At 75.6% G+C, this 14,185-nt stretch carries 16 protein-coding genes; 9 read left to right on the forward strand and 7 right to left on the reverse strand.

The window, feature by feature from the left end:
• Window positions 1-55: 55 nt before the first annotated feature.
• A complete protein-coding gene (locus ACFSJS_RS09910) occupies window positions 56-895 on the reverse strand; it encodes a transglutaminase family protein (protein ID WP_380898967.1) in 840 nt (279 codons plus the stop codon).
• A 126-nt stretch (window positions 896-1,021) separates the two neighbouring features.
• Window positions 1,022-2,032 (reverse strand): GNAT family N-acetyltransferase, encoded by a 1,011-nt coding sequence (locus ACFSJS_RS09915; protein WP_380899249.1) that lies wholly within the window; start codon window positions 2,030-2,032, stop codon window positions 1,022-1,024.
• 143 nt (window positions 2,033-2,175) lie between these two features.
• On the opposite strand from ACFSJS_RS09915, the gene fdxA reads away from it, so the two are divergent.
• Together fdxA and dapC are read left to right on the forward strand one after the other, a co-directional pair.
• Complete coding sequence (gene fdxA, locus ACFSJS_RS09920; RefSeq protein WP_162466324.1) at window positions 2,176-2,502, forward strand: ferredoxin; 327 nt, start codon at window positions 2,176-2,178, stop codon at window positions 2,500-2,502.
• A 95-nt stretch (window positions 2,503-2,597) separates the two neighbouring features.
• Window positions 2,598-3,695, forward strand: coding sequence for a succinyldiaminopimelate transaminase (dapC, locus tag ACFSJS_RS09925; protein WP_380898968.1), 1,098 nt, complete (start codon window positions 2,598-2,600; stop codon window positions 3,693-3,695).
• 208 nt (window positions 3,696-3,903) lie between these two features.
• Here the strand turns inward: dapC and ACFSJS_RS09930 are convergent, their stop codons facing one another.
• Together ACFSJS_RS09930 and ACFSJS_RS09935 are read right to left on the reverse strand one after the other, a co-directional pair.
• Complete coding sequence (locus ACFSJS_RS09930) at window positions 3,904-4,401, reverse strand: ATP-binding protein (protein ID WP_380898969.1); 498 nt, start codon at window positions 4,399-4,401, stop codon at window positions 3,904-3,906.
• A 416-nt stretch (window positions 4,402-4,817) separates the two neighbouring features.
• Window positions 4,818-5,744, reverse strand: coding sequence for a VldE C-terminal domain-containing protein (locus tag ACFSJS_RS09935; protein ID WP_380898970.1), 927 nt, complete (start codon window positions 5,742-5,744; stop codon window positions 4,818-4,820).
• Between the two features lie 90 nt (window positions 5,745-5,834).
• Here ACFSJS_RS09935 and dapE point away from each other — a divergent pair, with 90 nt between their 5' ends.
• Window positions 5,835-6,971 carry a succinyl-diaminopimelate desuccinylase gene (gene dapE, locus ACFSJS_RS09940; protein WP_380898971.1) on the forward strand — a complete coding sequence of 379 codons (1,137 nt, stop codon included), beginning with the start codon at window positions 5,835-5,837 and terminating at the stop codon, window positions 6,969-6,971.
• Between the two features lie 192 nt (window positions 6,972-7,163).
• Complete coding sequence (locus ACFSJS_RS09945; protein ID WP_380898972.1) at window positions 7,164-7,961, forward strand: LOG family protein; 798 nt, start codon at window positions 7,164-7,166, stop codon at window positions 7,959-7,961.
• Between the two features lie 63 nt (window positions 7,962-8,024).
• Here the strand turns inward: ACFSJS_RS09945 and folP are convergent, their stop codons facing one another.
• Entirely contained in the window at window positions 8,025-8,885 is an 861-nt protein-coding gene (folP, locus tag ACFSJS_RS09950) for a dihydropteroate synthase (protein WP_380898973.1), read from the reverse strand.
• Window positions 8,886-9,090: 205 nt separating this feature from the next.
• Between folP and ACFSJS_RS09955 the strand changes: the two genes are divergently transcribed.
• The gene (locus tag ACFSJS_RS09955) at window positions 9,091-9,471 is read left to right on the forward strand and encodes a DivIVA domain-containing protein (RefSeq protein ID WP_380898974.1); all 381 of its coding nucleotides are present in this window, start codon (window positions 9,091-9,093) and stop codon (window positions 9,469-9,471) included.
• On the forward strand, window positions 9,468-10,130 hold the full coding sequence (locus ACFSJS_RS09960; protein ID WP_380898975.1) for a DNA-3-methyladenine glycosylase I: 663 nt from the start codon (window positions 9,468-9,470) through the stop codon (window positions 10,128-10,130). Before ACFSJS_RS09955 ends, ACFSJS_RS09960 begins: the two co-directional genes overlap by 4 nt.
• Here the strand turns inward: ACFSJS_RS09960 and chcB are convergent.
• Window positions 10,115-10,903 carry a 2-cyclohexenylcarbonyl CoA isomerase gene (gene chcB / locus ACFSJS_RS09965; protein WP_380898976.1) on the reverse strand — a complete coding sequence of 263 codons (789 nt, stop codon included), beginning with the start codon at window positions 10,901-10,903 and terminating at the stop codon, window positions 10,115-10,117. The two genes, ACFSJS_RS09960 and chcB, sit on opposite strands and share 16 nt — an antisense overlap.
• Before the next feature lie 279 nt (window positions 10,904-11,182).
• Between chcB and ACFSJS_RS09970 the strand changes: the two genes are divergently transcribed.
• Complete coding sequence (locus tag ACFSJS_RS09970; RefSeq protein ID WP_014137929.1) at window positions 11,183-11,350, forward strand: DUF3117 domain-containing protein; 168 nt, start codon at window positions 11,183-11,185, stop codon at window positions 11,348-11,350.
• Between the two features lie 107 nt (window positions 11,351-11,457).
• Here ACFSJS_RS09970 and ACFSJS_RS09975 read toward each other — a convergent pair whose 3' ends face one another.
• On the reverse strand, window positions 11,458-12,138 hold the full coding sequence (locus ACFSJS_RS09975) for an O-methyltransferase (RefSeq protein WP_380898977.1): 681 nt from the start codon (window positions 12,136-12,138) through the stop codon (window positions 11,458-11,460).
• Window positions 12,139-12,288: 150 nt separating this feature from the next.
• Between ACFSJS_RS09975 and sigE the strand changes: the two genes are divergently transcribed.
• Window positions 12,289-13,062 carry an RNA polymerase sigma factor SigE gene (gene sigE, locus ACFSJS_RS09980; protein WP_380898978.1) on the forward strand — a complete coding sequence of 258 codons (774 nt, stop codon included), beginning with the start codon at window positions 12,289-12,291 and terminating at the stop codon, window positions 13,060-13,062.
• Window positions 13,059-14,021 (forward strand): anti-sigma factor family protein, encoded by a 963-nt coding sequence (locus ACFSJS_RS09985; RefSeq protein ID WP_380898979.1) that lies wholly within the window; start codon window positions 13,059-13,061, stop codon window positions 14,019-14,021. Before sigE ends, ACFSJS_RS09985 begins: the two co-directional genes overlap by 4 nt.
• The last annotated feature ends 164 nt before the right edge of the window (window positions 14,022-14,185 follow it).

Genomic DNA, 14,185 nt, shown 5'->3' on the forward strand with positions numbered 1-14,185 from the left:
CCCCGGCCGCTCCGCCAGGCGGCCGGGGAAGGCGCAGTGTGCGGCCCGCGTCCGGCTAGTTGAGCCGGGCGCGGGCCGCACGCGCCTCGCGGCGCACCGCCTCGGCGGCGTTGGGTTCCATCGCCGCCACCATGTCGGCGTACTGCTCCAGTTCCCGCGCGCCGCCCGCGAAGTCGCCCCGCTCGACCAGCAGCCGCGCCCGCTCGTGGCGCAGCCGGGCCGGGTGGTGGGGCAGCAGCAGCGACAGCTCCACCGCCCACAGCCGCACGTCCGTGTGCTCGGGACGGGCCGCCGCCCACGCGCGGATGTTGTTCAGCACGCGCAGCACGATCTCCAGCGGGCCGGCGGGCTGCAGCATCGCCTCCGTCGGCGCCGTGCCCGCCACCAGCAGTTCCACCTCCCCGTCGGACATCGGCAGCCCGCCCGCGAAGGGGTCGGCCAGCACGTGCTCACCGCGCGGATCGCCGAAGCCCACCACGAAGTGCCCCGGCAGCGCGACTCCGTACACCGGGGCACCGGCACGGCGCGCCACCTCCATCCACACCACCGACAGCAGGATCGGCAGCCCGCGCCGCCGCCGCAGCACCTCGCCCAGCAGCGAGGACTCCAGCCGGCGGTAGTCGGCGGGCGTGCCGTGGAAGCCGCACCGCTCGCCGAGGAGCTCCTCCAGGGCGCGCGCCCACTCCCGCGGGGAGCGCGCCGGACGGTACGGCAGCAGGCCCGTCAGCCGGTCCAGTTCGATCTGGGCCTCGTCCACGCCCTTCCCCGCCCAGGCCGGGTCGGCCTCGGCGTTGATCAGCAGGCACAGCAGCGCCAGATCGGGCCGCGCGGCCCGCGCCGCCTCGGCGAAACGCTCCCGCACCGCGCCGTCGTCGTCCGGAAACCCTCCGTCCATGGAATCCTCCCTACCCGCTGTGCCCGCGGTACCCGACGCCCGGGCCCCGCCCCCTTCCCCGCTCCCCGCCGCCCCGCTTCCCGCCCCGCCCGCGCCGCACCGGTCCGCGCCGGCGCGGACCGGACGTCAGCCGCGGGGGGCGCGGCGGTAGTGGTAGGCGTGGTGGTCGGCGAAGCCCAGCCGGTCGTAGAGCGCCAGCGCCGCGGTGTTGTCCGGTTCGACCTGGAGGTACGCCGCCGAGGCGCCCTCGGCCAGCGCCGCCCGGGCCAGCTCCGCCATCACCGCCGTCGCCAGCCCCTCGCGCCGCCGTCCGGGCGAGACCTCCACGGCGGCGAAGCCGGCCCACCGCCCGTCCACCACGCACCGCCCGATGGCCGCCGGGCCGTCCCCGGGACGCTCCCCGGGCACCCGGGCGAACCACACGGACGGGCCGCCGCCCAGCACCTCCAGCGCCGCCCCGGCCGAACCGGCCGAGGAGCCGCGGTGGTACGCGCCCAGCCAGTCCTCGTCGGGCCGCCGCGCGAGCCGCACCCGCGGGTCCGGCGCGCGGTCGGCCAGCGGGGCGAGCGCGCCCGTGCGCACGAGCGCGAAGCGCTCGGCCGTCCAGCCGCGCCGCTCCAGTTCGGCGGCGAGCAGCTCGTCGCTGTCCCCGCCGCCGGTGGTGACCTGGACCAGCGCGGGCAGTCCGCGCTCGGCGTACCAGCGCACGGTCCGGGCCAGCGCCTCGTCCAGTCCGCCCTCCGGGTCGCCCAGGGGGAGGACGGAGTTGGCGCGGCCGGTGAAGCCGCCGGACGCGCGCAGCGTCCAGCCGCCCAGCCGGGCCGTCTCCACCGCGGGCCAGCCGCGCGCCGCGACCTCCACCAGCTCCCGCACGTCCGCCGCCGGGCCCCTGCGGCGGGCCGGGGCGGCCGGCACGACCTTCCCCGCGACCAGGTCCGACGCCGCGATCCGCACGCCCTGCCCGCCGCGCCGGGTGACGGAGAGCACACCGTCCGTCCACGATGTGAGAACACCGACGGTGTCGGTGAAGGCCGGGCCCCCGTCCGCGGAACCGGTCAGACTGCGCACCGAGACGCGTTTTCCCACGTCGTCGGGGCCGATGCGCACCCTCAGCCGTCCGCCCACGGTGAACTCCACGGTTGTGACCACCCCTCCTGTTCGTCTCCTGCCCCGGAACGGAGATACTAGGTGCGGGCATCGACGACGCCGCGCTCCCGCGCGCCATGCGGCTCAGCCACAACCGGACCGGCTGCCGCGCCCTACCGAGGAGGAACGACAGCGTGACCTACGTCATCGCGCAGCCTTGTGTGGACCTGAAGGACAAGGCATGCATCGAGGAGTGCCCCGTCGACTGCATCTACGAGGGCCAGCGGTCCTTGTACATCCACCCGGACGAGTGCGTCGACTGCGGGGCCTGCGAGCCGGTCTGCCCGGTCGAGGCGATCTTCTACGAGGACGACGTCCCGGAGGAGTGGAAGGACTACTACAAGGCCAACGTCGAGTTCTTCGACGAGCTGGGCTCGCCCGGCGGTGCCAGCAAGCTCGGCCTGATCGAGCGCGACCACCCGTTCGTCGCCGCCCTCCCGCCGCAGGAGCACGACGAGTGACGCGGGAGTGACCCCGCGCCCCCAGCACTGATCCGGTCCCGCACGGCCCCGCGCCGTGCGGGACCGGGTCTTTCCCGGAAAGAGAGCGAGCAGCAGTGCCACCCCTGTCCTCCCGCCTGCCGGTCTTCCCGTGGGACCGGCTGGAGCCGTACAAGAAGACCGCGTCCGAACACCCGGACGGCATCGTGGACCTCTCCGTGGGCACTCCGGTCGACCCGGTGCCCGGCGTGGTCCGCGAGGCGCTCGCCGCCGCCGCCGACAGCCCCGGCTATCCGACGGTGTGGGGCACCACCGAACTGCGGGACGCGATCGTGGGCTGGAGCGAGCGGAGGCTGGGCGCGCGGGGGCTGGCGCACACCCACGTCCTGCCGGTCGTCGGCTCCAAGGAGCTGGTGGCCTGGCTGCCGGTCCAGCTCGGCATCGGCCCCGGCGACACGGTGGCGTACCCGCGGCTGGCGTACCCGACGTACGAGGTGGGGGCGCGGCTGGCGGGCGCCGAGCCGGTCGTCTACGACGCGCCGCGCGAGGTGGACCCCGAGGGCCTGCGGCTGCTGTGGCTGAACTCGCCCTCCAACCCCACCGGCCGGGTGCTGCCGAAGGAGGAGCTGAGGGCCACCGTCGCCTGGGCGCGCGAGCACGGGGTGCTCGTCTTCAGCGACGAGTGCTACCTGGAGCTGGGCTGGGACGCCGAGCCGGTCTCCGTCCTCCACCCGGACGTCTGCGGCGGAAGCCACGAGGGGATCGTCGCCGTCCACTCGCTCTCCAAGCGCTCCAACCTGGCCGGCTACCGCGCCGCCTTCCTGGTGGGGGACGAGGCGATCCTGGCCGAGCTGCTGAGGGTGCGCAAGCACGGCGGGATGATGGTGCCCGCCCCGGTGCAGGCCGCCACGGCGGCGGCGCTCGGCGACGACGCGCACGTGGCCGAGCAGCGCGAGCGCTACGCGGCACGGCGCTCGGCGCTGCGCACCGCCCTGGAGGCCGCCGGCTTCCGCATCGAGCACAGCGAGGCGTCGCTGTACCTGTGGGCGACGCGGGACGAACCCTGCTGGGACACGGTCGGCGAGCTGGCCCGGCGCGGCGTGCTGGTGGCGCCCGGCGACTTCTACGGCCCGGCGGGGGAGCGGCACGTGCGGGTCGCCTTCACGGCCACGGACGAGCGCGTCGGCGAGGCGGTGCGGCGGCTGACGGCCTGATCGGTCCGTGCCGCCCGCCCGCCCGCCCGCCCGCCTGCCCGCCCGTCCGCCCCGGCCGCCCACGGCCGGGGCGGACGCGGACACGGCGGGGGCCCGGGAACCGATGCGGTCCCCGGGCCCGGGCGCGCGGAGGGGTGCGGACGCCGCGCGGAGCCGCCTGCGGGCGTGCCGCGGCGGTGTGCCGGGCGGCCGGCCCCGGCCTGCGGGATCAGGCCAGCGGCAGGCCCTTGACCGGCAGCTGGCCGACGACCGGGAGGGATTCCGTCAGCGAGCCGGCGGACGCGGGCAGGCTCTTGGCGGCGGGCAGCTTGCCCTTGCCCTTGCCCTTGCTCTTGACCGTTTCGGCGGCGGGCTTGGCGGTCTCGCCCGCGAGGGAACCGGCGGTCCCCACCGCGTCGCCGGCGGTCTTCTGCACGGCCGGGACGGCGGTCCTGCCCGCCGAGCCCACGGTCTTGCCCGCGGCGGGAACGGTGTCCTGGACGGCCTTGCCGCCGGTCCTGGCGACCTGCTTGCTGGTGCTGCGCGAGGTGTCGTCGATGGTGTCGCCCAGGTGCGCGCCGTCCAGGTTGCTCACGCCGCCCAGGTGGTTCGCGGTGGGCAGGAGCTCGGCGGCGTTCGCGGAACCGGTCGCACCGACCGCGGAGGCGGCTCCCGCTGCGACCAGCAGCGCGGTCCGTGCGATCCGGCGCGAGAGGGGGAGGGACATGTTGCTCCTTCGACGGAGAAAGGCTTGCTGGGAAGTCCCCGCGGACGGTGGGTCGGCGGGGCGTCGTTGCGCATCCGGCCGGGGCGGCGCCCCTCGGACGCTGTGCCTATCGGGCCGGACACCCCGGAGGTTGCGGTCGCCCGGGTAAAGGATTGGCAATGCGCGGCCCGTTCCGGACGGTGCGCGGGGAGGCCCGCGGACCGGTGCGGGCCGGTGCGGCAAAGCGCCCGAACAGGGTGTGAGCTGGAAGTTCTCCGGAGGCGGTGAACGGTGCGCGCGGCGCGGCCCGCGGTGCGCGAGGCGTTTTGCCGGCGAACGGAATGCGCCCGTCCGAGTGACGTCCGAAGTGCGGCGTGATGACGCGGCCGCGGCGCCGGCGGTGCGGCGCCGCGGCGCCCTCGCTTGCGGGACGGCGCCTACCGGACGGTGGAGATGACGACCTCGTCGCGGGACGCGCCCTCGGCCGGCCGCCAGCCCTCGACCGCCCGTCCGGCCTCCCAGACCCGCCCGCCGTAGGAGACCCGCTCGATCCCCAGCTCCAGGGAGTGGGCCACGGCCCAGTGCGCGACCTCCCAGCCGCGGCGCCCGGCCTCCTCCGCGGTGCCGCGCGCCGGGGAGCGCACGGGCACCGAGACGACCGGGCCGGGCGCGCTGCGCCCGCCGCCCGTGCCGGCGGCGTCCGGCAGCACGTCCGCACCGAACTCGCGGACCAGCCGCTGCCGCACCTGTCCCGGACCGCCCGTGCCGTCGGCGGCCCGCTGCCCGGGCACGCAGTTCAGCGCGGCGGCGCGGCGGCCGGTGAGGGCGGCGGCCAGCATCGCCGCGCGGGACTCGTGCTTGGCGTAGGCGTCGGGGAACCCGCTGCGCTGCACCCGCTGCGCGGCGACGGTCAGCGGCAGCCGCGAGTAGCCGGGGATCTCCACCAGGTGGTCGTAGAACTTCCCGGCCGAGTACACCGGGTCCATGATCTGCTCCGCGGTGCCCCAGCCCTGGGAGGGCCGCTGCTGGAACAGCCCCACGGAGTCCCGGTCCCCGTAGTCGATGTTGCGCAGCGCCGATTCCTGCATGGCGGTGGCCAGGGCGATGGTCACGGCCCGCTCGGGCAGTCCCCGGGCGGAGGCCACGGCCTGGATGGTGGAGGCGTTGGCGGCCTGCTGGGGCTCGATGACGTACGGGTCGCCGCTCCCCTCGGGGGTCACGGTGCAGCGCGCCTGTCCGGTCCCGCCGGGGTCGTGACGCACGAACAGGTACCCGGCGAGCCCGAGCAGCACGGTGCACGCCGCGGCGAGGCGCAGGGCTCTGCGGCGGCGCGGGGTTCGCGGAGTCGGTGCACGCTCGGACACGCGACAAAGGTACCGGTGCCCGCCGCGTGCGCGTTCCGGCCGGGGGAGTGCGCGCGGTGGGGGAGCCCGGGCGGGGGTAGGGTCGGGCCCATGGAGCGTGCCCTGGAGACCACCACCGGAACCGAGGACGGCGCCGGTTCCGGAGCCGGCGACGGCGACGGCGGCCTCGACCTGACCCTGGACGCGGTGCGGCTGACCGCGCGGCTGGTCGACATCCCCTCGGTGAGCGGTGACGAGAAACGGCTCGCGGACGCGATCGAGGCCGCGCTGCGGACCCTGCCGCACCTGCGCGTGGACCGGTACGGCAACAACGTCGTGGCCCGCACCGCACTCGGCCGGGCCGAACGGGTCGTCCTCGCCGGGCACATCGACACCGTGCCGGTCGCCGGCAACCTGCCCTCCCGGCTGGAGGGCGGCGAGCTGTGGGGCTGCGGCACCTCCGACATGAAGGCCGGGGTCGCCGTCCAGCTGCGCATCGCCGCCACCGTGCCGGCCCCCAACCGCGACCTGACCTTCGTCTTCTACGACAACGAGGAGGTCGCCGCGGACCTCAACGGCCTCGGCCGGCTCGCGCAGGCCCATCCCGACTGGCTGGCCGGGGACTTCGCCGTGCTGCTGGAACCCTCCGAGGGACAGGTCGAGGGCGGCTGCCAGGGCACCTTGCGGGTCAGGCTGCACACCGCGGGGCAGCGCGCGCACTCCGCGCGGAGCTGGACGGGGGAGAACGCCATCCACGCCGCCGCGCCGATCCTCGCCCGGCTGGCCGGGTACGAGCCCAGGCGGCCGGTGGTGGACGGGCTGGAGTTCCGCGAGGGGCTCAACGCGGTCGGCATCGAGGGCGGTGTCGCGGGCAACGTCATCCCGGACGCCTGCACCGTCACCGTCAACTACCGCTACGCGCCCGACCTCACCGAGGAGCAGGCGCTGGAGCACGTCCGCGAGGTGTTCGCGGACTGCGGGGTGGTCCGGTTCGAGGTGGACGACAGCTCCGGCCCGGCGCGCCCCGGCCTGGACCACCCGGCCGCCGCGGCCTTCGTGGCGGCGGTGGGCGGCGAGGTGCGTCCCAAGTACGGCTGGACGGACGTCTCCCGGTTCAGCGCGCTGGGCGTGCCCGCGGTCAACTACGGGCCCGGCGACCCCAGTCTGGCGCACAAGCGGGACGAGCGGGTGGAGACCGCGCTGATCCCGCACTGCGAGGAGCGGCTGCGGGCCTGGCTGACGGCCTGACCCGCACCGTTCCGCCCCGCCGGCGCTTACCGGCCGCACGGGCGGGTATCGGCTGATCCGCCGGGTCCGTGCCGACGGCGCGGGCCCCGGCACGGGCCGGCTGCCGGTGCGCCCCGGAAAGTTCCGTTCCGCTTCATCCGGGCCTGCGTACCCTGGCGGCCTGTACGTCGGCGTCGACAAGGGAGTCACAGCATGGCCAGTGCGGAGGAGTTCGGGCAGCGGCAGGCACCGCGGGAGCAGCGCCTCGGACCGGTGGTGCGCCGCCGCGGCCAGGTCCAGAGCAGCACCACCGACCAGCGGCTGCTCGACACCGCGGGCCCGTCGGAGTGGCTGCACCAGGACCCCTGGCGGGTCATGCGCATCCAGTCGGAGTTCGTCGAGGGCTTCGGCACCCTGGCCGAGATCGGACCGGCCATCAGCGTCTTCGGCTCGGCCCGTACCCCCCAGGGCTCGCCCGAGTACGAGGCCGGGGTGAACATCGGCAGAGCCCTGGCCGAGGCCGGCTTCACGGTGATCACAGGCGGCGGGCCGGGCGCCATGGAGGCCGCCAACCGGGGCGCGGCCGAGGCCGGCGGCACCTCGGTGGGGCTGGGCATCGAGCTCCCCTTCGAGCAGGGCCTGAACCCCTACGTCGACATCGGGGTCAACTTCCGCTACTTCTTCGTCCGCAAGACGATGTTCGTCAAGTACGCGAGCGGATTCGTCGTCCTGCCCGGCGGGATGGGCACCATGGACGAACTGTTCGAGGCGATCACCCTGGTGCAGACGCAGAAGGTCACCCGCTTCCCGATCGTGCTGTTCGGCACGGACTACTGGCGGGGCCTGGTGGACTGGCTGCGCGACACCGTCGTCGCGGGCGGCAAGGCGGGCCGGCACGACCTGGAGCTGTTCCACCTCACCGACGACGTCGACGAGACGATCGCGCTGGTCACCAAGGAGGCCGCCGTGGGGTCGCCGGGCGAGTCCTTCCAGCCGGTGGACCCGGACTGAGGCGCCGTGCCGCCCCGGGGCGGCGCCGCGCCGCCCCGGCCGCCCCCTCCGCCCGGGCCCGGCTCAGGCCAGGCCGCGGCGTGCCACGGCGGGCGGCCGGTGGCCCGCGACGGAGGCGACCATGTCGAGCACCTGCCGGGTCTCGGCCACCTCGTGGACGCGGTAGACCCGCGCCCCCAGCCACGCGGAGACCGCGGTGACGGCCAGGGTGCCGGTCAGCCGCTCCTTCACCGGCCGGTCCAGGGTCTCCCCGACGAAGTCCTTGTTGGAGAGCGACACCAGCACCGGCCAGCCGGTGGCCACCATCTCCCCCAGCCGGCGGGTCACCTCCAGCGAGTGCCGGGTGTTCTTGCCGAAGTCGTGGCCGGGATCGATCAGGACCGCGTCCCGCCGCACCCCCGCCGCGACCGCCCGCTCGGCCAGGGCGACGGTGTCGCGCAGCACGTCGGCCATCACGTCGTCGTACGCCACCCGGTGCGGGCGGGTGCGCGGCCTGGCGCCGCCGGTGTGGGTGCACACCAGCCCCGCGCCGTACCGCGCCGCCACCTCGGCGAGCTTCGGGTCCACCCCGCCCCAGGCGTCGTTGAGGAGGTCGGCGCCCGCCTCGCAGACCGCCTCGCCGACCTCGTGCCGCCAGGTGTCCACGCTGATCACCACGTCCGGCCAGCGCCGCCGCACCTCGGCCACGAACCCGGCCGTGCGGCGCACCTCCTCCTCGGCGGAGACCTCCTCGCCGGGCCCGGCCTTCACGCCCCCTATGTCGATGATGGCCGCGCCCTCCGACACCGCCTGCTCGACCCGGTCCAGCGCGGGGCCGTCGCGGAAGGTGGCCCCCCGGTCGTAGAAGGAGTCCGGAGTCCGGTTCACGATGGCCATGACCACCGTCTCGTGCTCGCCGAACTCGCGCCGTCCCAGCCGCAGCATCCGCCGTCCTCTCCTCGTGGCCCACCGGCCCCTCGGCCCGTGGTCCCGCGACCCCGTGGTCCGCCGCCGACCCTAACCGCCGGCGTCCCGTGACACGATCGGGGGAGACCTGTACCTACCGTGTACCGGCCGGCCGCCCGTGCGCGGCCGGCCGGCGCAGCAGCCGGCGCATCCGCCGCCGGCGCGAGGACCCCGGGGAGATGGCGTGTTCTGGTTTCTGCTGATCGCGTTGGTCGTGGTGGTCGCCGCGGTCGCGCTGGTCGTGGTGGGGGGCGGCGACGGACCGGGCCGCACCGCGGTGGACGGGCTGGCCGACGCCGCGCCCGACCGGACCGTCGCCTGGCTGCCGCCCGACCGCCCCCTGAACCGGTCGGACCTGGAGGAGCTGCGGCTGCCGCTGGCCGTGCGCGGCTACCGCATGGAGGAGGTCGACGACGTCCTGGACCGGGTCGGCGCCGAACTGGCCGAGCGCGACGCCAGGATCGCCGAGCTGGAGGCGTCGCTGGCGGGTGCGCAGGCGGTGGCCACGGGCCGCCGGGACCTGTTCGACAAGCCCGGCGGCGAACCCTTCCAGGAGCCCCGGTGACCGCCTCGGGGGCGCTGCCCGGCCCCGACGGAAGGCCGCGCTGCCCCTGGGGCCTGGCCACCGAGGACTACACCGCCTACCACGACACCGAGTGGGGCCGCCCGGTCCACGGCGACGACGCGCTGTTCGAGCGGCTGTCGCTGGAGGCGTTCCAGTCCGGGCTGTCGTGGCTGACGATCCTGCGCCGCCGCGAGGGGTTCCGGGCGGCCTTCGCGGGCTTCCGCATCGCCGCGGTGGCCCGGTTCACCGACGCCGACCGGGAGCGGCTGCTCGCCGATCCCGGCATCATCCGCAACCGGGCGAAGATCGACGCGACCCTGGCCAACGCCCGGGTGCTGGCCGGGTGGGAGCCGGGGGAGCTGGACGCCCTGGTGTGGTCCCACGCCCCCGACCCGGCCGGCCGGCCCGTCCCGCGCACGCTCGCGGACGTCCCCGCGGTCACGCCGGAGTCCACGGCGCTGTCGAAGGAGCTCAAGAGGCGCGGCCTCCGCTTCACCGGGCCCACCACGGCCTACGCCCTGATGCAGGCGTGCGGTCTGGTCGACGACCACCTCGCCGACTGCTGCGTCCGCGCCGCCGCCCCGCCGCCGCCCCGTCGGGACGGGACGGCCGGCGGGGCGGCGGTGTCCGGGGCCGGCGCGCGTCAGCGGCCCCGGTAAACGGGCTTCTCCTTGGCGACGAACGCCTCCACCGCGGCCCTGTGGTCCTCCGTGGCGCCCGCCCGGCTCTGGAGCTCGGCCTCCTTCTCCAGGGTCTCGGCCAGGGAGTGGGACGAGCCGTGGGCGAGGGACTCCTTGAGCGCGGCGTAGGCGGCCGTCGGCCCCTGGGCGAGCCGGCGGGCCGCGGCCTCGGCCTCCTCGGCGAGCCGGTCGGCCGGGACGACCCGGTTGGCGATGCCCAGCTCCAGCGCCTCCTGCGCCTTCACGCTGCGGGGGAAGAGCAGCAGGTCGGCCGCGCGGCCCGGGCCCACCAGCCGGGGCAGGGTCCACGAGACCCCGGAGTCGGCGGTGAGCGCCACCCCGGTGAAGGAGGTGTTGAAGGAGGCGGTGTCGGCGACCACGCGGTAGTCGGCGGCGAAGGCGAACCCCGCCCCCGCTCCGGCCGCCACGCCGTTGACGCCCGCCACGACCGGCTTGGGCATCCCCGCGATCGCCAGGGTGATGGGGTTGTAGTGCTCCCGCACGGTGTCCAGCGCGCCGCCGCCGGACCGCCGCAGCGTCTCGACGTGCTCCTTGAGGTCCTGCCCGACGCAGAACGCCCGGCCCCGCCCGGTCAGCAGCACCGCCCGTACGGCCGGATCGCCGGCCGCCTCGCACAGCGCGTCCCGCAGCGCCTCCTTGAGCGCGGTGTCGAGGGCGTTCATGGCGTCGGGGCGGTTGAGGACGACGGTCGCGAGACCTTCGGACACTTCGTAGACCACGTTGTCTGACATGGGGCACAGCATGGCAAGGGACGGCCGCGGTGGGCACACGGCCGGGGATGTGACCTGCGTCAAACGGCGCCGGCCCGGAGCGCGGGGGGAAAGAGCGCAGTATTGCAGCCTGATCGCCGAATTGGGTGGTTTTGCGGAAGCGCGTTGCGCAAGGGATACCGAACGATGTTGGTCACGGGGTCGTGTGATGCGGGATAATGACCGGGAAGCAATGTGTTCGACGCCGGCGACACCTGGGTTGCCGGCTGAGATCAGCTGGTTTCAGGAAGGGGAACGAGCATGGCGGCCATGAAGCCGCGGACGGGCGATGGCCCGCTCGAGGTGACCAAGGAGGGGCGGGGCATCATCATGCGCGTTCCGCTCGAAGGCGGTGGACGACTCGTCGTCGAGCTGACCCCTGACGAGGCGGATGCACTCGGCGAAGCTCTGAAGAAGGCCTGCGGCTGAGGGGCCCTCGAACGCCCTCTGCCGGCACACCGCCTTTGCCGTCGCCGCCCCCGGAGCCCACGGGCTCCGGGGGCGGCGACGTTTCGCGGCCCGGAGGACCCCGGAGCTCACGTCTCCCGTTTGACCGCGCACAGCAGCCCGTCGCCCACCGGGAGCAGCGAGGGCAGCAGGACGGTGCTGTCCCGGACGGTGCGCAGCAGCTCGCGCAGGCGCAGGACCTCGGCGGGCTGGGCGGAGGTGTCGACGGTGCGCCCGTCGGCGAAGACGCCCTCGAAGCAGACCAGGCCGCCGGGGCGCAGCAGGCGCAACGATTCGCCCAGGTACTCCAGGCACTCCGTCCGGTCGCCGTCGCAGAACACCAGGTCGTATCCGCCGTCCGCGAGCCGCGGCAGCACGTCCAGGGCCCGGCCGGGGATGAAGCGGGCGCGGTTGGAGGCGAAACCCGCGGCGCGGAACGCCTGGCGGGCGATCTGCTGGCACTCCGGTTCGGTGTCCACGGTCGTCAGCACGCCGTCCGGCCGCATGCCGTGCAGCAGGTGGAGGCCCGAAACCCCGGTGCCGGTGCCGATCTCGGCCACGGCCTTGGCGTCCACGGCCGCCGCCAGCAGGCGCAGGGCCGCGCCGGTGCCGTCCGACACCGGGCGCAGGCCAGCCTCCTGGGCCCGGTCGCGGGCCCAGCGCAGCGCCGCGGAGTGCTCGACGTGCTCGGCGCCGTACGCGTCGGCGAAAGCCCAGCTCGTCTGCCGGTTGCCGGTAATCGCCCTCTCCTGTCCCCGTGTTCCACGCAACCGTGACTGTATCCGCTGCCCTCGGGAACCCGCAGATGGGACTGCGCGTTGGTCCATGACGTGACCGTGCGTGCGAGGCGGGGGCCGTGGACGGCGCCGGGCCAAAAGGCGGCCAAAGAAGCTTATCCGGAGCTAACGGGCGAGGTGGCTATGGTAGGGGCTCCACTGGACACCACCAGAGCCGACAGGGGAGGTGCGGCTGCGGCCGGCGGCCGGCGGGGAGTGCTCGGGCGCCTCCGCAGGTTCCCCGGCGAGCCGAAATCCGTGAACGACACCGCTGACGACCGCCGCGCCGCCGACTCCGCGACCACCGCGACCTTCGCCACCGACGCGGACGCCCCGGCGTGGACGCCTCCGACCTGGGAGGAGATCGTCAGCACCCACAGCGCACGGGTGTACCGCCTCGCCTACCGCCTCACCGGCAACCAGCACGACGCGGAGGACCTGACGCAGGAGGTGTTCGTCCGGGTCTTCCGCTCGCTGTCCACCTACACCCCCGGCACCTTCGAGGGCTGGCTGCACCGCATCACCACCAACCTCTTCCTGGACATGGTGCGGCGCAAGCAGCGCATCCGCTTCGACGCGCTGGCCGACGACGCCGCCGAGCGGCTGCCCAGCCGCGAACCCTCGCCGCAGCAGCACTTCAACGACACCCACTTCGACGCGGACGTCCAGCAGGCCCTGGACACCCTCGCCCCGGAGTTCCGGGCCGCGGTGGTGCTGTGCGACATCGAGGGCCTGTCCTACGAGGAGATCGCCGCGACGCTCGGCGTGAAGCTCGGCACGGTCCGCAGCCGCATCCACCGCGGCCGCTCCCACCTGCGCAAGGCGCTCAGGCACCGTTCCCCCGAGGCACGTGCCGAGCAGCGCGCGCTCACCGGAGTCGTGCCCGCGGCCGCGGGCGGGGAGGACGGCGCGGAGTGAGCGGCACATACGGCGGCGCCCCCGACCTCGAACCCACTCCGGCCGAGCAGCACCTGGGGGACCGCCTCGCGGCCCTGGTGGACGGCGAACTGGGACACGAGACGCGCGAACGCGTCCTCGCGCACCTGGCCACCTGCCCCTCCTGCAAGGCCGAGGCCGACGCCCAGCGCAGGCTGAAGAGCGTCTTCGCCGACACCACCCCCCCGCCTCCCTCGGAAAGCCTCCTGGCCAGGCTCCAGGGGCTGCCCGCGGGGCTGGCGGAGGGCCCGCCGGAGCCGGGCGGACCGGCGGGCCGCCCCAGGCCCGCCTGGGAGTTCGAGTACCTGCCCTCCGGCGGCGCGCTCACCCCCGGGAAGGGCTTCCGCATCCACGAGGCGGACCGCTCCCCGTCACGCGGGCGCCGCTTCGCCTTCGCCGCGGCCGGGGCCGTCTCCCTGGCGGCCTTCGCCCTCGGGGGCGCGCTCACCTCCACCACGACGTCCGGCGGGACCGCGACGGCCGTGGGCGGACCGGGCGGCACGGCGGCGGGCCCGCTGCGCACGGCGGCGGTCGGCGCGGAACGCGGCGGTGAGCGCAGCGGTGAGCGCGGGGCGCGGCAGGAGGGCGCCGGCGCGTCGGGCGGCTCCGCGGAACGGAGCCTTCCGGCATCGGCGCGTCCGTCCGCGCGGTCCGTGCCGCCGGCGGCCGCGCAGCCCGGGCCGCGGCAGTCGCCGCGCGCGGAGGAGGGCCACACCACACAGCAGCACACGCTGATGACGGTGCCGGTGCTCGACGCCACGCCGACCCTGCACCCTCCGCTGATACGCCCGGTGCAGTACCAGGCCCAGCTGCCGGTGGCCGGGCCGCAGGAGCCGGCGGAGCCGTCGGCGCAGCCGTTCGCCGCCGTGCCCTCCCCCTCCGCCTCGGCGGTGGAAGCGGGCACGGGCGCCGTGCTGCCCAACATCCCGCCCAACCGCTGACGCCCGGCCGGTGACGCCGGGGCGCCCGCCCTCCCGGCGGGGCGCCGGGGGAGGACCCCGCGCCCGGGGGCGCCACCGGCGCCCCCGGCGGGTCTGCCCGCGACCGGCGGCGGCCGCCTGGTTCAATCGTGGCGATGCGGTGCGAACCGCGCGCGGCACGGCGC

Origin of the sequence: Streptomyces desertarenae (assembly GCF_042681365.1) — a bacterium.
In the GTDB taxonomy this organism is placed as follows: domain Bacteria; phylum Actinomycetota; class Actinomycetes; order Streptomycetales; family Streptomycetaceae; genus Streptomyces; species Streptomyces desertarenae.